We start from the raw sequence: 18,386 nt of genomic DNA, 5'->3' as shown, positions 1-18,386 counted from the left end.
GCGGCTGTCCTGTGAGTTATATCACACGGCAGGCCAAAAGGCGCTTTCACACGCCTAGGCGAAAAGCCTTATGCGACGGGGCTTTGCGGGAGATCGCAAGAGATACGCTGTAAATCTGACCGGCTCGCGCGACGAGGCTCGCCACGCGCAGAAAGCGTGATCGAACGGGCTCACGGCGTCGCGGATTCGCTCGTGGGTTGTCCAGCAGCGGCCGCGCAGAAACTTGGGTAGATGCCCATTTTTACCGATTCGGATGCGCTGGAATTTGCGCCATCAACGAACGAAAAGTGTTGTCCCGGCGCCGCACACTAGCGGCTTCGGCGCACGCTATCCGCCGTGGTTCGCCTGGCTCTTGACCGTGGGCGGCCGCCTGAGTGCGCGCCGCACCCCGCCAATCAGCACACCCACGACGAACAGCGTGAGCGCCGGCACGATCCAGTAACCGACGAACGCATGCCACAGGTAAGCCATCAAGGTAGAGCGGCGCACGCTGTATTCGTTGCGGGCTTCCTGCTGGCGCGGCGCGTTGGCCGCCAGGACGTCGGCCGGGCAACCGGCGGCTTGCGCCTCGTCGGGCTTGCCGTGGCAGCGGGCGGGGGCGCCGGCGGCGCGCTGTGCGTCGGTGAAATTCCAGGTGGTCAGCGCGCGCTCGAGGTCGACGGCGTTGTAGGCCATCTCCTCGCGAATTTCGCTGACTGCAACGATCGCCACGGGCACGGCCCAAAATACGATGACGACCAGCCACCGCCTCAACCAGCGGTTTTTATGCTTCGATACCATCCTTGCCTCCAATCGATGCTTTTCGGCATCAACGACAAGATGGCGGCCCGTATGGATATTGTGTGGGGTGGGCCGTCTCCGCAGCCATCATAGAAGAAAAACGGCGCGTTCGGGCGGCGGCTCGGAGAAGGGCGGGGAAAGCGGGTGAGGGAAAAACGCAAACAGCATAGTGCGACGATCGAGCGCCGCGACGCACGCGGCGCTTTCCGGCGATGCGCGGGGCTCAGTTGGCCGGCGCGGAAGACAGGCAGCTCTTCATGAACGCTTTGCGTTCGTCGCCTTGCTTGCCGGTGGCTTGCACGTTGCACGCCTTCATCTTGTCCTGCTGGCTCATCGGTGCGGCAGCCGGCTTCGCGGAAAGGCAGGTTTTCATGAATGCCTTGCGCTCGTCGCCTTTCTTGTCGGCGGCCTGCTTGTTACAGTCCGCCATCTTGGTTTGCTGGCTGTTCTCTGCAAACGCGGGCGAAGCGAGGACGGTGCCGAGTACCAGTGCAGCGATTGTGGATTGGAATTTCATGTGACACTCCCATCGGTGTAGAAACGTTTTTGGTCTTCATGCACGCGGGCGTCGACGCATCCGGCCCTCGGCAGGTCCATTATGGCAAATGCTGTCTGCATCAACGGCCAAAACCGCGTTTGCGTTGACATGCGCACCCGCGCGTTTTCCCTGATGGAGCAGCGCTTGCGGCATTCGCGGCATTCAAAAGGCGCAATTGCGAGCAGGCCATTATGTTATGCATTGCAGATTAATTGACGAATGCAGCGGGGCCGTAAATCGCAATGTTGCCGCCGCGAGTGGCGGAATAAAAAAATTCGCGCTGAATTGTTCTTTTGCTGCGCCCGCACACGAATAGCAATTGGTAAGGAAATCCGGACCGAAATTCTGCAATCTATCTGCCGCGCAGCGGTGTGCATGGGGCGCCGATGCTGTCGCGTCAGACAAACCAGAGGAGCATGCCATGCACTATCTGATGACCTATGACCTTGTGCCCGACTATCTCGAACAGCGCGGCGCGCACCGCGAGCGGCATCTGAAACTCGCGTGGGCGGCGGCGGAGCGCGGCGAACTGCTGCTTGCCGGCGCATTGAACGAACCCGTCGACACCGCCGTGCTGCTTTTTACCGGCGAGTCGCCAGCAGCCGCCGAGGCCTTTGCCAAGGCGGATCCGTACGTGCAGGCGGGCCTTGTGACACGCTGGCGCGTGCGAGAGTGGACGACCGTGGTCGGCGAGGGCGCGGCCACTCCAGTCCGCTAATTGAATGCGCCGACGAACGCGCGGGCGAGGTGCCTCGCCCGCGCTGTTGCCAGGACGCGGGAATCGTTTCTTGCCACATCGATGTCATCAAGCGTTGGCACCTTGCGCTCGATGCGCTCGCAACCAACTGCCGCAGCCGGCCGAGTCAAAATTTCGAAAAATCCCAAATGCCGCCGTGACTGAGAAATTGCATAGGTTTATTCGGGGCTTTTTCGAATTCTCAGGCTCGCTACAGAAAAACCGGTGCTATCGCAGCAAGCATTTCCGTTACGGCTTTACGTGAAAAGACGGAATGCGCAAGAGAAGTTTGTTTCTTTCCGTAACACTTGTCGCAACGATATTCACGCAAACCCTGGTGGTGGTATGCTTCGTGCACAATTCTCCCATGCACGAGTGAGACCACGTTCTGTGCTTCGCAATAGGGACAAACCGCACTAACACAGGGCGGTATTGATCACCAGACAGAACGTACAAAACATATTTGTGCAACCGAGGGCTACACACGGATCGTGAAAGTTGAATTCGTGGTCAGCCCAAAGCCGCGGCCCGGCCAGGCTGCGTGGAGAAAATCCATGTTTTTCGATGAGCTAAGCAATGACGAATGGGCGCTGCTCTCAGCGCTTGTCTCAGATGAGCCGGCCGTCCGTCTGAACCGACGCGGGCGGCCTCGTGCCGACCCACGTGTCGTGGCGAATGCAGTGTTGTGGATCCTCACCACCGGTGAGCCGTGGTCGAAGCTGCCGGGACGGTATCCGTCGGGTCCTACTTGCCGGCGCCGCTTTGAAGAATGGCAGTTGAACGGTACGCTGCTCGAGATGGTTCGGCTCCTGTCCAGGACCGGACGCACGTTCGCGTACGTGCCTCAACCTGCGCCGCTGGTTGCCGCCAAGCCTGCAGGCAAGCCGGCCGCGCAGGTCGCGGAAACCTCGAGATCGCGGGACGACGCTCCGCGTGGTGTGACGTGGAAGAGCCCCGAGTCCTGGCAGGCGCCCGGCACGAGCGGCAACGGCGCGAATGCGCTGCACGCGGCGCTTCCGTCTCACGCGCGTGACTGGCGTTGCGCCGATCCGTTTGCCGACATCACACGTCAGCTGGCGGGTATCGACAATGTCGCACCAACCGAACAGTTCGCGCAGCACACATCGTCGGCAGCGTATGCACCGCAGGCAGTAGCGCGCGCGCCGGCCTTTCCGACGCCTTCGGTCGCCTATGCGCCGCGCCCTGCGCTGCGCGTCGACCTCGGCGCGATAGGCGAAGCCGGTGCAGTCGGCGCCGCCATGCAGAGTTTGGATTCGGCAATTGCGTCGGCGCGAAAAATGCCCGCAGCAGCGTTGCAGCGCAGCCCACTGCCGGCAAGTCTCGCACCGCGCGGCCGGCAAGTTGCCGAGCGGCATGGCTATCTGATCTACGTCGCCGCCGAGCGTGTGCCTAACGATATGTATCGCGCATGGGCGGAGATCATGATGGACGGCAGGCGCGTCGAGCGTTCCGGTCTCGTCGGTCCGCGTTTCGCCGATCCCCAGGCCGCCGAGCAGTATGCGTTCGAGTGGGCGGCGCAGTGGGTCGATCGCGAGTGCCGTACGCTGGCCGCAGCGCAAGCCGCGCCCCAAGCCCGCGCGCCGCAACAGCATGCAACGCCAATGCAAACGCACAAGCCAGGCTATGCGCCGAATGGACCGGCCACTCACGCGCCGTATGCCGGGGCGCCGGCGCGTCCGTTGCCCGGCCTGCGCCATGTGCCGGAGCCGGTCGCCGCGCATCATGGCGCGCCGTTGCATGGTCCTCTGAATGCGTTTCGCGGACCGCTGCGGCGTTATGCGAGCGAACCGTCCGCCGTGTCCGCGTCAGGCACGGCGAACATCGCAAGTGCGGTGAATGAGGTGAATGCCGCCGACACGGCAGCACATGTAGTCAACGAACGCGAAGCAGCAGAGCGTTATCCGTCATACACAGAACTCATCTCCCACGCGGGATGAGCATGCAGTGCCCCGCGGCTGTCGGAGCAACCGCCGCAGGTTTCCGCTTCATTCGCTGTGATTCAGGGCTGTGCCTGCAAGTGACTTCGCGTGCGTGATTCAGTACTTCACTGGCGTCCGTATGTGTCGTCGAAGCGCACGATATCGTCTTCGCCGAGATACGAACCGGATTGCACCTCGATCATTTCGAGCGGCATCTTGCCGGGATTCTCAAGACGGTGCGTGACACCTAGCGGGATATAAGCCGATTCGTTTTCGGAGACGATAAAGCGCTCTTCCCCTCGCGTGACGAGCGCGGTGCCGCGCACGACAATCCAATGTTCGGCGCGGTGATGATGCATTTGCAGCGAGAGGCGAGCGCCCGGCTTCACGACGATGCGCTTGACCTGGAAGCGCTCGCCGGTGTCGACGGAATCGTAATTGCCCCACGGGCGATGCACCTTGCGATGATTGGCCGCTTCGAGGCCGCCCTCGCTGCGAATACGCGCCACGATTTTCTTGACGTCCTGCACGCGCGATTTGTCCGCGACGAGAATGGCGTCGGCCGTTTCGACTACGACCAGATCCTGCGTGCCCACGCAGGCGATCAGGCGTCCTTCCGAATGGGCAAACGTGGAAGATGCGCCTTCGAACATCACGCGCCCGCGGCCGACGTTCTGCTCGGCGTCTTTCTCGGAGATGTCCCAGATTGCGTCCCACGAACCCACGTCCGACCAACCCGCCTGCAAAGGCATGACAACGCCCGCGGCTGCGGTCTGATCGTTGCCGAGTTGCTCCATCACTGCATAGTCGATCGAGTTGGACGGCGACGCGCTGAACGCATCGCGCTGCAGCCGGAAGAAATCGCCATCTGATTTGCCGCCCGCATAAGCCGCGTCGCATGCTTCGTAAATGGCGGGCTGAAAGTGGCGGATCGCCTTCAGCCAGGTCGACGCTCGCATGATGAAAATGCCGCTGTTCCACCAGTATTCACGCGATTCGACATAGCGCTGCGCAAGTTCGAGATGCGGCTTTTCGACAAAGCGGTCGAGTTTGTGCGCGGCGATCGGAGCGTTGGCGTGGGCGGCATTCTGTGCGGCATCTTGCGCGGCATCGTCTGCCCGCGTTTCATCAGGATTGCCAGGCGTAGCGACAGGCGCGCCGATCCGGATATAGCCATAGCCCGTTTCCGCGCGGGTCGGCACGATGCCCATCGTGACGATATTGCCCGCCGCCGCATGCTGCACACCTGCGGCGACCGCTGCGTGAAATCCGTCGAGGTCGGTAACCGCATGGTCCGCGGGCATCACGACCATGATGCCGTCCTCGTCCTGCGCGGCGATTGAAAGCGCGGCCACGGTCAATGCAGGCGCCGTATCGCGGCCCACGGGTTCGAGTATCAACCTGCTTGGTTTGCCGCTCGTGCGCAACTGCTCGGCGGTCGTGAAGCGCTGTTCCTCGTTGGCCACCACGACGAGTTGGCCGGTCAGCGGATAACCGGCCTCGAGGCCGTCGAGACGGCGCGTGGTGGATTGCAGCAGCGAATCTTCGCCGAGCAGGCCGATCAACTGCTTCGGGTGCTGTTCGCGCGACATCGGCCACAACCTCGTGCCGGAGCCGCCCGCCAGAATCACGGGATGGACCTTGAGTTTGACGTGCGCGGACGTCGCTTGCGTGGACCGGGTGTCGGCGGACGTGGCCGTAACCGGAGCTGTCATGATGGACTCCTCGGGGGCTGGGTGAATGCAACGAGTTTTATCACGAAGGGCGAAATCAATAAAAGCGCGTTAAATGAAAACTATATAACGACGCTATAAATTCGACGTCTCGTGAACAAAGAATGTCACCACCACGGTTCCAAAAATAAAAATTAAGCGTAAAAAACTGGCAACTTATTTTTTAACGCTGATGCATGAACAAGACCATCTGTCGAACCGGCAGGACACGAAGAAAAAAACTCCGACCGAAGAACGCCGCAAAAGGCGCGCACCCCGCTGAAAACACCGCGATAACGCATCTTTATCGGTAAAAACTGCCGAATAAATTGCACCAAAAATGCTGAAATTTCGCCGATACATTTTGAGATTTTTGCAGCCTTGCGAAGCGAATTTTAATAACGCCTTATCTATACCTGCAGAAGGACATTCACTCATTCCGAGACACGTTTTTCGCTGCGGCCGCGTATCCGGCTTAGCCATGCGGGAAACGCAATTGCAATTAGCACCGCTTCAACTGGTTTCGCGTCGGGCAATTATTCGCCTGCGAGATGACCGGCGTTGTGCGTGCTGTTGCCGTAATGACCAGGCCGCGTATTTCGAACCCACCAGCCGACTAACCGACGGGATGGCACTTGACTGACGAACTGAGGGGCAGCACATGCTGAGCGTTCTATCGAGAATCATCGACATCGCGATGGTTGCGCTCGGCGCCGCGATCGCGGCGGCCGTGCACAACGGGAAAGTGGTGTGGCTGGACGATATGCAAAGCGTGTCGCTCGCTTTCGATGTCCTGCTCGTGGTGGTGTTCTTTCCGGCGCTCGGCATCTACCAGTCATGGCGCGGCAAGCCCCTTTACGACCTGCTGTGCCGCGTCGCGGGCGGCTGGGCGATGGTGGAAGTCACCGGCGTGCTCATCAGCTTCACGCTGCATCGCGCGGACAGTCTGTCGCGGCTGTGGCTCGTGTATTGGGCGGTCGCCACCATCGTGCTGCTGATCGTCACGAAGGTAATCGTCTATTCGATTCTGCGCGGACTGCGCCGGGAAGGTTTCAACCAGCGCGCGGTGGCGATCGTGGGCGGCGCGCCGTATGGGCGCTTCCTGATCCAGCAGATGCGCAGCCGTCCGGACGCGGGCTTTAGCCCGGTCGTCGTGTTCGACGAAGACGCCACCATCAACCCGTACGAAGACCCGGCTACGTCCGACGCGATCGAAGGCGTGCCCGTGGAGCGGGAATACCAGCGCATGATCGAACTCGTCCGGCAGCGCGCGATTCGCGAGTTGTGGCTCGCATTGCCGATCTCGAAGGAGAAGGAGATCCATCGCTTCGTGATGGATCTGCGCAACGACTTCGTGAATATCCGCTTCATTCCCGATGTGCGCAGCCTGACTCTTTTCAATCAGCCGATGGTCGAGTTGCTCGGCGTGCCGGCGATCAACCTGGCGGCGTCGCCGATCACCGATCTGCGCGTGCTGCCCAAGCGCATCTTTGACCGGCTCTTTGCGCTCGCCGCCTTGACCGCGCTCGCCCCGGTAATGCTCGTAATCGCGGCGATGGTCAAGCTCAGTTCGCCGGGCCCCGTGTTCTTCCGCCAGAAGCGCAAGGGCATCGACGGACACGAGTTCGAGATTTACAAATTCCGTTCGATGAAAGTGCACAAGGAAGAGGCCGGCAGGATTACTCAGGCGACGCGACGCGATCCGCGTATCACCGCGGTGGGCGCGTTCCTGCGCCGCACGAGCCTCGACGAACTGCCGCAGTTCATCAACGTGCTGCGCGGCGAGATGTCGGTGGTCGGGCCGCGTCCGCACGCGCTCGAACACGACGACATCTACAAGGATCTGGTGAAGGGTTACATGCACCGCTACCGGATCAAGCCGGGCATCACCGGCTGGGCGCAGATCAACGGCTATCGCGGCGAAACCGACCGCATCGAAAAGATGATGGGCCGCGTCAAGCTCGATCTCTACTACATGCAGCACTGGACCTTCTGGCTCGACATCAAGATCGTCGTGCTGACGCTGTGGAAGGGCTTTGTCGGCAACAACGCATATTGAACCAACTCCAATTTCCTGCGAGGTAATACATGAACCTGACGATCATCGGTAGTGGCTACGTAGGCCTCGTAACGGGCGCATGTCTGGCCGACATCGGCCACGACGTCTTCTGTCTCGACGTCGATCAGCGCAAGATCGACGTGCTCAACAACGGCGGCGTGCCGATCCACGAACCGGGTCTGCAGGAGATCATCGCGCGCAATCGCAAGGCGGGCCGCCTCACGTTTTCGACCGATGTCGAAGCGGCGGTCGCGCACGGCGACATCCAGTTCATCGCGGTCGGCACGCCGTCCGACGAAGACGGCTCCGCCGATCTGCAATACGTTCTCGCCGCCGCGCGCAACATCGGCCGCCATATGACCGGCTTCAAGGTGATCGTCGACAAGTCGACGGTGCCGGTCGGCACGGCGTCGCGCGTGCGCGAAGCGATCGCACAAGAGCTCGAGAAGCGTGGACTCGCCCACATGTTCTCGGTCGTATCGAACCCCGAGTTCCTGAAGGAAGGCGCGGCGGTCGAAGACTTCACGCGGCCCGACCGCATCGTGCTGGGTTGCGATGAGGACGTGCCCGGCGAGAAGGCGCGCGAACTGATGAAGCGCCTCTATGCGCCGTTCAACCGTAACCGCCAACGCACGCTATACATGGACGTGCGCTCGGCGGAATTCACCAAATACGCGGCGAACGCGATGCTCGCCACCCGTATTTCCTATATGAACGAGCTCGCGAATCTGGCCGATCGTGTGGGCGCCGATATCGAGGCTGTGCGTCGCGGCATCGGCTCCGACCCGCGCATCGGCTACGACTTCCTGTATGCGGGCTGCGGCTACGGCGGTTCGTGCTTTCCGAAAGACGTGCAGGCGTTGATCCGCACGGCCGCCGATCACAACGCCAACCTGCGCATTCTCGAAGCGGTGGAAGCCGTCAACGATACGCAGAAGAAGGTGCTTGCGCAGAAGATCGTCGCTCGCCTCGGCGAGGACCTGTCGGACCGCACCTTCGCCGTGTGGGGTCTCGCGTTCAAGCCCAATACCGACGACATGCGCGAAGCGCCGAGCCGTCCGCTGATCGCCGAGCTGCTGCGCCGCGGCGCACGCGTGAAAGCGTATGACCCGGTTGCAATCGACGAATCGAAGCGGGTATTCGCGCTCGATCTGAAGGATGTGCCGCAGCAGCACGCACGCCTTCATTTCGCGAACGAAGAGATGGAAGCTGCCGACGGCGCCGACGCGCTCGTGATTCTCACCGAGTGGAAGGTCTTCAAGAGCCCGGATTTCGACGCGCTGAAAACGATCCTGAAGACGCCGCTCATTTTCGACGGCCGCAACCTGTATGAGCCGGACACGCTGCTCGAACTCGGCATCGAATATCACGCAATCGGCCGTCAGCATGCGTTGCGCAACGCGCCCGCGAGAGTCGGCGCAAACGGCCTGCCGCTCACGCCGGCGGACGCGCTCGCGGCAGCGGAGGCGGGCCACTAAGCCGGCTTGCAGGCCGCTCGCATGCTGTATCGCCGCGCATCTTCACGGAGCCCCGACATGTTCGCCAATGTTCTGATCGTCTGCCACGCCAACGTGTGCCGTTCGCCCGCCGCTGAAATGCTGTTCAAGGCACGCCAGGCCGCGCGTTCGCATGCGTCGGCTGGGGCGATTGCGTTTCATTCGGCGGGCGTGCGGGCGATGAACGGTCACGGCATGGACCCGGTCATGCGGCGGCTGCTCGCCGAGCGCGGCGTTGCCTCCGAAGCGCATTATTCGCGGCGTCTTGACCGGCAGCTCGTGCGCTCCGCCGACCTTGTGCTCGTGAGCGAGCGCGCGCAGGCGAGCGAAGTCGAAGCGCTCGACCCTGCTTCGCGCGGCAAGGTCTTCCCACTCGGCAAGTGGGAAGACGTGCCCGATGTCGCCGATCCGCACGGCGGCGAGGAATCCGCTTACAGGGAGAGTCTCGTGCTCATCGAACACCTGGTCATGGGATGGCTGAAAAAAATATGCTGATGAAAACACACGCAACACAAGCTACACAAGCATTTGCGAACCGCAACGCTAACTTCAAAGCGAACTTCAAAGCCAGGTTCGCCGCCACGCTGCTGCTGACGTCCTTTCTGTCGGCCTGCGCCACCGCACCCGGCAACTATCTCGACACGTCGCGTCTGAAAGACGACGGCCAGCACGAGAGCCAGCCCGCGGAAACCTATCCGGTCCATGTGATTGACGCGAGCGTCGTCGCTGCGCAAGCGCAGGCCGAAGCCAGCATGCCGCCGCGCCCGCTGCCCACGTCGACTTTCAGCGATCCGTCGCAATACGTCTACCGGCTTTCGCCGCAGGACATTCTCGGCATCACCGTGTGGGATCACCCTGAACTGACCACGCCACAGGGCAGCACGCTGTCGGCGGGCGGCACCAGCACGCAGACCATCGCGGGCGCGTTGCAGCAGCCGTACACGGCCGCGTTGCCGGGCCAGGCCGATCCGTACGGCCAGACCATCGCCGCCGACGGCACCATCTATTTCCCGTTCGTCGGCCGCATCCGGGCCGCGGGCAAAACCGTCGGCGAATTGCGCGATCAGCTCGCGAGCGGACTTGTGCGCTATATCCGTAATCCACAGGTCGACGTGCGCGTGCTGTCGTACCGCGGCCAGAAAGTGCAGGTCACGGGCGAGGTGAAGACGCCGGGCCCGCTCGCGGTGAGCGACGTGCCGCTCACGCTGGTCGATGCGCTGACGCGCTCGGGCGGCACGACTGCCGACGCCGACATCCAGCGCGTGCGTCTCACGCGCAACAACAAGCTCTATGTGCTCGACGCGAACCGCATGCTGGATGCGGGCGACACCACTCAGAACGTGATGCTGCAAAACGGCGACGTCATCAACGTGCCGGACCGCAGCAACAGCCGCATCTTTGTGATGGGCGAGGTGAAGACACCGATCCAGTTGCCGATGCTCAAGGGCCGTCTCACGATTGCCGACGCGCTCACGCAAGCGGGCGGCATTCTCGACACGGACGCCAATCCGCGCCAGATCTTCGTGATGCGCGGCATGCGCGAGCATCCGACCACACCGGACGTGTACCGCCTCGATATGACGCAGCCCGACGCGATCATGCTGTCCGCGCAGTTCCAGTTGCAGCCGATGGACGTCGTGTATGTGGGCACTGCGGCATCGACTACGTTCAACCGTGTGTTGCAGCAGGTGTTGCCGAGCGTGCAGACACTGTTCTACCTGAAGCAGCTCACACGCTAGGCGCGTGAGTCGCCGAGGGTCCCGCGCCGCGCCATCGTCCGGTGGCTGCGGCGCGGGACTGGGGCAAACGCAGCTAGCACCCGCGAAACAACAGATAAGCCAACGCCGAAGCAGATGCACGCAAGCAACCGCAAAAGCAACCGATACGGGATCGAATCGTGAGCAATCAAATCTCTCCACACATGACCGGGCCGCTCAGGACCGAAGAAGAGGACGTCGTTCTCGGGCAACTGGTGCAAGTGATCATCGACGACATCTGGTGGCTGATCGCAATCGCCGCGGCGGTCGTCGCGATTGCTGGTGCGTACTGTGTGCTCGCCAAGCCGATCTATTCGGCCGATGCGCACGTGCGCGTCGAGCAGGCCGACAACACGTCGCAGGCGCTCACGCAGACGCAGACCGGCGCCGCGATCACGAGCGGCTCGACCTCGCTGCCGACGGACGCCGAGATCGAAATCATCAAAAGCCGCGGCGTCGTCGGCCCCGTGGTCGAGCAGATGAAGCTGAACTTCAGCGTCACGCCGAAGACGCTGCCGCTTCTCGGCAGCATCGCCGCGCGCATGGCGACGCCAGGCCAGCCGGCGCGGCCATGGCTCGGCCTGTCGTCGTATGCGTGGGGCGGTGAAGTGGCCGACATCGATTCGATCGACGTGCTGCCCGCACTCGAAGGCCAGAAACTCACCATGAAAGCGCTGGGCGGCGACCGTTACGAGCTGCATGCGGAAAACGGCGCGCTGCTGCTGCGCGGACAAGTCGGGCAGCAGGCGCAGGGCGGCGGCGTGACGATGCTGGTGAACAAGCTGGTCGCGCGTCCGGGCGAGGAATTCACCGTGGTCCGCGCGAACGATCTCGACGCGATCAGCGCGTTCCAGTCGGCAATCAGCGTGCAGGAGCAGGGCAAGCAAACCGGCGTGATCCAGATTTCGCTGGAGGACAAGAACCCCGAGCATGCGGCGCTCGTCGCCAATGCGCTCGCGCAGTCGTATGTGCGCCAGCATGTTTCGAACAAGCAGGCCGACGCGAGCAAGATGCTCGACTTCCTGAAGAGCGAGGAGCCGCGCCTGAAGTCGGACCTGGAGCGCGCCGAAGCCGCCTTGACCGCGTATCAGCGCCAGTCCGGCTCGATCAATGCGAGCGAAGAAGCAAAGGTGTACCTCGAAGGCAGCGTGCAGTACGAGCAGCAGATCGCCGGCTTGCGTCTGCAGATGGCGCAGCTCATCGAGCGCTACGGCGACGACCATCCGATGCTCAAGGCGGCGCGCGAGCAAATGGCCGAGTTGCAGGCGCAGCGCGCGAAATACGCTGACCGCTTTCGCGATCTGCCGGCTACCGAAGTGAAAGCCGTGCAGTTGCAGCGCGACGCGAAAGTGGCGGAAGACATCTACGTGCTGCTGCTCAATCGCGTGCAGGAGCTGTCGGTGCAGAAGGCCGGCACGGGCGGCAACGTGCATATCGTCGACGCCGCGCTGCGGCCCGGCGCGCCGGTCAAGCCGAAGAAGGCGCTGATCCTGTCGGCGGCGACGATCCTCGGGCTGATCGCGGGCACCGGTTTCGTGTTCCTGCGCCGCAATATGTTCAAGGGCATCGACGACCCGGAGCACATCGAGCGCGCGTTCCATCTGCCGGTGTTCGGGCTCGTGCCGATGAGCGCCGAGCAGACGCTGCTCGAAAACGGCTTCCAGCGCGGCGGCGAGCGCCTGCGCTCGGTGCTCGCCAACGCGCGGCCGAAGGACGTCACGGTCGAGAGCTTGCGCAGCCTGCGCACGTCGATGCAGTTCACGATGATGGACGCGAAGAACCGCATCGTCATGCTCACGGGCCCGATGGCCGGCGTCGGCAAGAGCTTCCTCACGGTCAACCTGGCGGTGCTGCTCGCGCATTCGGGCAAGCGCGTGCTGATGATCGACGGCGACATGCGCCGCGGCGTCCTCGAACGCTTTCTGGGCGGCACACCGGACAACGGGCTGTCGGAACTGCTGAGCGGCCAGATCTCGCTGGAGGAAGCGATCCGCGCGTCGGAGATCGAGAACCTGAGCTTCATTTCGTGCGGGCGCCGTCCGCCCAATCCGTCAGAGCTGCTGATGTCGCCGCGTCTGCCGCAATACCTCGACGGTCTCGCGAAACGCTACGACGTGATCCTGGTCGACACGCCGCCGGTGCTCGCCGTGACCGATGCGTCGATCATTGGCGCGTATGCCGGTTCGACCTTCTTCGTGATGCGTTCGGGCATGCACAGCGAGGGCGAGATCACCGACGCGTTAAAGCGTCTGCGTGCAGCCGGCGTGCACGTGCAGGGTGGCATCTTCAACGGCATGCCGGCGCGGGCTCGCGGCGGCTACGACCGCAGCTACGCGGCCGTCCAGGAATATCTGAGCACCTGACCGGGCAGGAGCACACCGACGATGAATCACACAGGACACCGCAACAAGGACATCGCAATGAAAGTGACGGTACTGGTTCCGACTTACCGCCGCCCGGCCGACCTCGCGCGCTGCCTGGCGGCGCTGCAACGGCAGTCGCGCGCGCCCGATGAAGTCGTGGTAGTGGCGCGCGCCGACGACGAGGCGACTCATATGTGTCTGCGCGATCCGGCGGTGACCGGCATGCTGCCGCTCTCGGTCGCGCTCGTCGAAGCGCCCGGCCAGGTTGCGGCGCTCAATCGCGGACTCGACGCGGCCAACGGCGACGTAATCGCGATCACCGACGATGACGCCGCGCCTCATCCCGACTGGGTGCAGCGCATTGCAGCCGCGTTCGAAAGCGACGCTCGGCTCGGCGCGCTCGGCGGGCGCGACTGGGTGCACGAAAAAGGCCGCGTGCTGGACGGCGAGCGGCCATTGGTCGGCAAGGTCACGGCGCACGGCAAGATCATCGGCAATCATCACCTCGGGGTGGGCAGCGCGCGCGAGGTCGACATTCTGAAGGGCGCCAACATGAGCTACCGGCGCGACGCGGTGCGCAACATCCGCTTCGACGCACGGCTGCGCGGCGCGGGCGCGCAGGTTCACAACGACATGGCGTTCAGCCTCGCGGTGAAGAACGCCGGCTGGAAGCTGATGTACGACCCGCGCGTCGCGGTCGATCATTTCCCCGCCGAACGTTTCGACGACGACCGCCGCGACGCGCAAACCATGGCCGCGTTGCGCAATGCCGCGTTCAATTTCCATCTGATCCTGCGCGACCAGTTGCCGCCGTTGCGCCGCGAAACCGCGTGGTGGTGGTGGACGCTCGTCGGCACACGCGTCTATCCGGGGCTCACGCATGCGGCGCTCGCGCTCGTGTCGAAACAGGCGCGCCTGAAGCTGTCGCGATGGCGCGCGGTGCGGACCGGCGCGCACGAAGCCCGGCGCGCGCTGTCGCGCACCGCCTGAGCGGGCGGCCAATGCAACGGGCGCGAGCAGCACACAGCGCCTCACACGCTGCAGCATCGGCAAAGGGAGTGTCTGCATGAGTACGAAGGTCCACGTTCATCTGTTTTACGGCGCCGATCCGCGTTTCTATCGACCGGGCGACAACATCGGTTGCCTGTACGGCTATCACCACGCCGAATCGGACGCGTTCGCGCTGACCTATTCACGCGACGCTCGCGAAGGCAAGCCGATGCGGCTCGTTCGACGTGCGCTGAAGGCGGTGCTTGGCTTCGACTTCATCCATACGTGGCGCAATCGCGCGGAAATGTTGCGCTCCGATGTGATCTGGACGCACACCGAACAGGAATGGCTGTCAGCCGCGTTGATGCTCCTGCTGAGCGGCCGCAAGGCCGGCGCGGACTCATCGCCGCTTCTGCTCGCGCAAAGCGTGTGGCTGCTCGACAAATGGCCTTCGTATGGAATCGTGCGTAAGTGGCTGTATCGCAAGCTGATGACGCGCGCCGATCAGCTGACCACGCTCGCGAGCGAAAACGCGGCGTTATGCAAGCGCTATTTCAATCGCGACGCGAAGCCGCTTCTCTATGGTTTGAACACGCGCGACTTTCCGGTTAAAGCACCGACCGAATGGAAGCCGCGTTCGCCGATCCGCATTGCCGCGATCGGCAACGACCGCGACCGCGACTGGGATACGCTCATCAGGGCGTTCGGCAACGACGCGCGCTACACGGTGAAGCTCGCCACGCGCCGTCGTATTCCCGCGTCGCTGCGCGCGCCGAACGTGGAAATCGCGCTGTTCTCAGGCATCAGAAAACAGCACGAACTGTATGACTGGGCCGATGTGATCGTCGTGCCGTTGCGGCCGAACACGCACGCGTCGGGTATCACCGTGATGCTGGAGGCGGCGGCAGTCGGCAAGCCGATGGTCGTGACCGACGTCGGCGCCTTGCAGGATTATTTTCCGGCCGGCGAGGCCGCGTACATTCCGCCGTTCAATCCGTCTGCGTTGCGCGATGCGGTCGACCGGCTCGCCGCCGCGCCCGTGGAAGCATTGCGCCAGGCGCAGGCAGCGGCTGCCGGCCTGCTGTCGCGCGATCTGACCACGCAGCACTACGCGATGCAGCATGTGCGGATTACGCAGGAGATGCTGCGCGCTCGCGGCGCCGCGGCACGCGGCCGCGCGGCGCCTTCTTCTGCCGACGCGGACAAGGCGGTGGGCGCTCACGGTCAACGCAGCACCGCGCAAGAATCGCGCGGCGGCCTCTAAGCGATGTCGACGCTTCCGCGAGCCGACCTTCCGCCCATACCCGGCGTGCCGGGCAGCGTTGGTGCGTCGCGCAAACGTCGCGAGTGGATGCCCGCAGCCATGCTGTGGCTGGTCACGGCCGTACTGATCGTCGCGCGTCAGGGCACGGTGCTCACGCTCGCGTTTCCCGTCCTCGCAATTGCGACGGGCCTGTGGCTCTACTTCAAGAGCCCCGCGCGCTATATCGGCTTCATGTGGTGGTTATGGTTTCTGAGCCCTGAAGTGCGCCGCCTCGCCGACTGGTCCAAAGGCTCGTTCACGCCGACGAGCCTGATCCAGGTCGCGCCGCTCGCCGTCACGATGATCAGCGCGTTGTCGCTCGTACGCTACTACAGGCTGCTCGGACAACGGCGCGGCCTTCCGGTGCTGCTGATTCTGCTCGGCCTCGTCTACGCCTATCTTGTCGGCGTGGTGTCGAGCGGTCCGCTCGCGGCCACTTACGACCTCGCGAACTGGCTATATCCGATTCTGATCGGCTTTCACATCATGGCGAACACGCGCCAGTATCCGCAGTACCGCGACACCATCGTGAACACGTTCATCTGGGGCATGCTCGTGATGGGCGGCTACGGATTGATCCAGTTTTTCATCATGCCGCAGTGGGACGCACTGTGGATGCTCGGCTCGCAGATGAACTCGCAAGGCGACCCTGTGCCGATGGGCGTGCGCGTATTCAGCACGATGAATTCTTCGGGGCCGTTCGCGTTCGCGATGATGGGCGCGATGGTGTACGTGATGGCGGCCACGCATCGCGTGCGCTGGGTCGCGGCGGCGCTCGGTTTCTTTTCGTTCGCGTTGAGCCTTGTGCGCTCCACATGGGGCGGCTGGATCATCGCGCTGCTGATCCAGCTGATCAAGTCCAACAACAAGGTGCGGGTACGTATTGTCGCGAGCGCGGTGTTGCTCGCGGGACTGTGCGTGCCGCTCCTCGCGGTCGGTCCGGTGGCCGAGCGGATGCAGGCGCGCTTGTCCACCATCGTCAATCTGAACGACGACCAGAGCTACGCGGCCCGCAACCAGTTCTATGCAACCTTCGCGAAAACCGCTTTCACCGATGTCTCCGGCGAAGGCATGGGCGCGACCGGCACCTCGACGAAGCTCTCGAACGACGGCGGCCAACTCGGCCAGTACGGCAACTTCGACAGCGGCGTGATGAACATCCCGTTCGTGCTTGGCTGGCCCGGCACGCTGCTTTACATGTCCGGCATCGTGTGGCTATTGACGCGCGCCGTGCTTGCGTCGTTCAGATTGCGCCACGACAAGTACGTGTCCGCATGTCTGAGCCTGTGCCTTGCGACTTTCGCAATGCTGGTGTTCACCAATTCGCTGGTCGGCACTGGCGGGCTGCTGCTTTTCATGAGCGTCTTTTCGATTCTTTCCGCGGTGCATTACGAAAAAATCAACCGCGCCGGTACGTTATCCCGCACGCAACTTTTCCACGGAGGCACTGATTGAGAGTCGCCATTGTCACGCACGTTGTGCGCCATAACGACGGCCAGGGGCGCGTCAACCACGAGATCGCGCGCGCGGCGCTCGACGAGAATATCGGCGTCACGCTGATTGCCTCGCACGTCGCGCCCGATCTGCTCGTTCATCCGAATGTCCGCTGGGTGCCGATGAAAATCGGCCGCTGGTGGCCGACCAATCTGCTGCGCCAGCAGGTGTTCGCGTTCAAGAGCGCGATGTGGCTGCGCTCGCATCGCCGCGAATACGACGTGCTCCATGTGAACGGCTTCATCACGTGGATGCCCGCCGACGTCAACACGTCGCACTTCGTGCATAGCGGATGGCTCGGGAGCAAGTACTACCCGTTCGGTCTCACGAAGGGTGCGTGGTCCGCGTACCAGTCGGTCTATACGCGCTGCAATGCGTTGCTCGAGCGCTGGGCCTACCGGCGCTCGAAGGTCATTACGGCGGTCTCGCAAAAAGTCGCCGATGAAATCCGCGCGATTGGCCTCACGCCGGATAACCGTGTGGACGTGATCTACAACGGCGTCGACACGCAAGGCTTTGCTGCAGCCACCGGCGATCGCGCGAAGTTCGGCTTGCCGCAAGACGCGTTCTTGCTGCTGTTCGTCGGCGATCTGCGTACGCCGCGCAAGAACCTCGGCACGGTGCTAGCCGCGCTCAAGCATTTGCCCGAACAGGTGCATATCGCGGTGGCGGGTTTTTTGCCGGGCAGTCCGTATCCGGATGAGGCGAAGACGCTCGGCATTGCGCATCGCGTGCACTTTCTCGGGCTCGTCAGAAAGATGCCGGTGTTGATGCATTCGGTCGATGCGTTCGTGTTTCCGTCGCGTTACGAGGCCATGAGCCTGTCGCTGCTCGAAGCGATGGCCGCCGGCCTGCCGGTCGTGACCGCGCGCACCGCGGGCGGCGCTGAAATCATCACGCCGGAATGCGGGATCGTGCTCGACGATCCGGACGATCCGAAGGCGCTCGCAGGGGCGGTCGCACGCCTCGCCGCCGATGACGACGCGCGTCGCAAGATGGGCGTGGCCGCCAACGAACTCGCGACCGGCTTCGGTTGGGCGCGCATGGCCGCGCAATATATCGCGCTGTATCGGCAGATCGAGGGGCAGCAGAAGAATCGCCGGCGCAAGGAAGCCGAGGCGGCGGTGGTCGCGAAGACCGACGCGCTCACGCTGAACACGCTGGCCGGACACAAGCGCATCGAATGACGCGACGCGCGAGCGTTCACACCACTCACCG

At 63.2% G+C, this 18,386-nt stretch carries 14 protein-coding genes; 11 read left to right on the top strand and 3 right to left on the bottom strand.

The annotated features are described in order from the left end of the window. Positions 1–327: 327 nt before the first annotated feature. Both BCA01S_RS19415 and BCA01S_RS19410 read right to left on the bottom strand, forming a co-directional pair. Complete coding sequence (locus BCA01S_RS19415; RefSeq protein WP_027778341.1) at positions 328–780, bottom strand: hypothetical protein; 453 nt, start codon at positions 778–780, stop codon at positions 328–330. Positions 781–1,003: 223 nt separating this feature from the next. Beyond that, positions 1,004–1,297: a PsiF family protein gene (locus BCA01S_RS19410; protein ID WP_027778340.1), complete on the bottom strand. Its 294-nt coding sequence runs from the start codon at positions 1,295–1,297 to the stop codon at positions 1,004–1,006. A 442-nt stretch (positions 1,298–1,739) separates the two neighbouring features. Between BCA01S_RS19410 and BCA01S_RS19400 the strand changes: the two genes are divergently transcribed. After that, the gene (locus BCA01S_RS19400; RefSeq protein WP_027778339.1) at positions 1,740–2,036 is read left to right on the top strand and encodes a YciI-like protein; all 297 of its coding nucleotides are present in this window, start codon (positions 1,740–1,742) and stop codon (positions 2,034–2,036) included. Positions 2,037–2,608: 572 nt separating this feature from the next. Then, positions 2,609–4,012 carry a DUF6566 family protein gene (locus BCA01S_RS19390; RefSeq protein ID WP_027778338.1) on the top strand — a complete coding sequence of 468 codons (1,404 nt, stop codon included), beginning with the start codon at positions 2,609–2,611 and terminating at the stop codon, positions 4,010–4,012. Between the two features lie 107 nt (positions 4,013–4,119). Here the strand turns inward: BCA01S_RS19390 and BCA01S_RS19385 are convergent, their stop codons facing one another. Then, positions 4,120–5,709: a mannose-1-phosphate guanylyltransferase/mannose-6-phosphate isomerase gene (locus BCA01S_RS19385; RefSeq protein WP_027778337.1), complete on the bottom strand. Its 1,590-nt coding sequence runs from the start codon at positions 5,707–5,709 to the stop codon at positions 4,120–4,122. Positions 5,710–6,367: 658 nt separating this feature from the next. On the opposite strand from BCA01S_RS19385, the gene BCA01S_RS19380 reads away from it, so the two are divergent. The 9 genes from BCA01S_RS19380 (at position 6,368) to BCA01S_RS19340 (ending at position 18,355) form a co-directional block, all read left to right on the top strand. Further along, entirely contained in the window at positions 6,368–7,765 is a 1,398-nt protein-coding gene (locus BCA01S_RS19380; protein WP_027778336.1) for an undecaprenyl-phosphate glucose phosphotransferase, read from the top strand. A 29-nt stretch (positions 7,766–7,794) separates the two neighbouring features. Continuing rightward, positions 7,795–9,243 carry a UDP-glucose dehydrogenase family protein gene (locus tag BCA01S_RS19375; protein ID WP_027778335.1) on the top strand — a complete coding sequence of 483 codons (1,449 nt, stop codon included), beginning with the start codon at positions 7,795–7,797 and terminating at the stop codon, positions 9,241–9,243. A gap of 57 nt (positions 9,244–9,300) precedes the next feature. Further along, entirely contained in the window at positions 9,301–9,756 is a 456-nt protein-coding gene (locus BCA01S_RS19370) for an arsenate reductase/protein-tyrosine-phosphatase family protein (RefSeq protein ID WP_027778334.1), read from the top strand. Next, entirely contained in the window at positions 9,750–11,000 is a 1,251-nt protein-coding gene (locus BCA01S_RS19365) for a polysaccharide biosynthesis/export family protein (protein ID WP_027778333.1), read from the top strand. Before BCA01S_RS19370 ends, BCA01S_RS19365 begins: the two co-directional genes overlap by 7 nt. A 182-nt stretch (positions 11,001–11,182) precedes the next feature. Continuing rightward, on the top strand, positions 11,183–13,381 hold the full coding sequence (locus BCA01S_RS19360; RefSeq protein ID WP_027778332.1) for a polysaccharide biosynthesis tyrosine autokinase: 2,199 nt from the start codon (positions 11,183–11,185) through the stop codon (positions 13,379–13,381). 57 nt (positions 13,382–13,438) lie between these two features. Next, positions 13,439–14,371: a glycosyltransferase family 2 protein gene (locus tag BCA01S_RS19355; protein ID WP_027778331.1), complete on the top strand. Its 933-nt coding sequence runs from the start codon at positions 13,439–13,441 to the stop codon at positions 14,369–14,371. Between the two features lie 76 nt (positions 14,372–14,447). After that, positions 14,448–15,635, top strand: a complete 1,188-nt coding sequence (locus BCA01S_RS19350; protein ID WP_027778330.1) for a glycosyltransferase — start codon at positions 14,448–14,450, stop codon at positions 15,633–15,635. Between the two features lie 3 nt (positions 15,636–15,638). After that, positions 15,639–17,129, top strand: a complete 1,491-nt coding sequence (locus BCA01S_RS19345) for a glucose-6-phosphate isomerase (RefSeq protein ID WP_027778329.1) — start codon at positions 15,639–15,641, stop codon at positions 17,127–17,129. After that, entirely contained in the window at positions 17,126–18,355 is a 1,230-nt protein-coding gene (locus BCA01S_RS19340) for a glycosyltransferase family 4 protein (RefSeq protein WP_027778328.1), read from the top strand. Before BCA01S_RS19345 ends, BCA01S_RS19340 begins: the two co-directional genes overlap by 4 nt. Positions 18,356–18,386: the final 31 nt, after the last annotated feature.

It is taken from the genome of Paraburkholderia caledonica NBRC 102488 (assembly GCF_000685095.1).
Taxonomy (GTDB): Bacteria; Pseudomonadota; Gammaproteobacteria; order Burkholderiales; family Burkholderiaceae; genus Paraburkholderia; species Paraburkholderia caledonica.
Note: the sequence above shows the minus strand (reverse complement) of the source record. Positions and strands in the feature narration are given on the sequence as shown.

Bases quoted from the DNA above. Each gene is read 5' to 3' on its own strand.
- BCA01S_RS19415 (WP_027778341.1), bottom strand. From the start codon at position 780: ATGGTATCGAAGCATAAAAACCGCTGGTTGAGGCGGTGGCTGGTCGTC.
- BCA01S_RS19410 (WP_027778340.1), bottom strand. From the start codon at position 1,297: ATGAAATTCCAATCCACAATCGCTGCACTGGTACTCGGCACCGTCCTC.
- BCA01S_RS19400 (WP_027778339.1), top strand. From the start codon at position 1,740: ATGCACTATCTGATGACCTATGACCTTGTGCCCGACTATCTCGAACAG.
- BCA01S_RS19390 (WP_027778338.1), top strand. From the start codon at position 2,609: ATGTTTTTCGATGAGCTAAGCAATGACGAATGGGCGCTGCTCTCAGCG.
- BCA01S_RS19385 (WP_027778337.1), bottom strand. From the start codon at position 5,709: ATGACAGCTCCGGTTACGGCCACGTCCGCCGACACCCGGTCCACGCAA.
- BCA01S_RS19380 (WP_027778336.1), top strand. From the start codon at position 6,368: ATGCTGAGCGTTCTATCGAGAATCATCGACATCGCGATGGTTGCGCTC.
- BCA01S_RS19375 (WP_027778335.1), top strand. From the start codon at position 7,795: ATGAACCTGACGATCATCGGTAGTGGCTACGTAGGCCTCGTAACGGGC.
- BCA01S_RS19370 (WP_027778334.1), top strand. From the start codon at position 9,301: ATGTTCGCCAATGTTCTGATCGTCTGCCACGCCAACGTGTGCCGTTCG.
- BCA01S_RS19365 (WP_027778333.1), top strand. From the start codon at position 9,750: ATGCTGATGAAAACACACGCAACACAAGCTACACAAGCATTTGCGAAC.
- BCA01S_RS19360 (WP_027778332.1), top strand. From the start codon at position 11,183: ATGACCGGGCCGCTCAGGACCGAAGAAGAGGACGTCGTTCTCGGGCAA.
- BCA01S_RS19355 (WP_027778331.1), top strand. From the start codon at position 13,439: ATGAAAGTGACGGTACTGGTTCCGACTTACCGCCGCCCGGCCGACCTC.
- BCA01S_RS19350 (WP_027778330.1), top strand. From the start codon at position 14,448: ATGAGTACGAAGGTCCACGTTCATCTGTTTTACGGCGCCGATCCGCGT.
- BCA01S_RS19345 (WP_027778329.1), top strand. From the start codon at position 15,639: ATGTCGACGCTTCCGCGAGCCGACCTTCCGCCCATACCCGGCGTGCCG.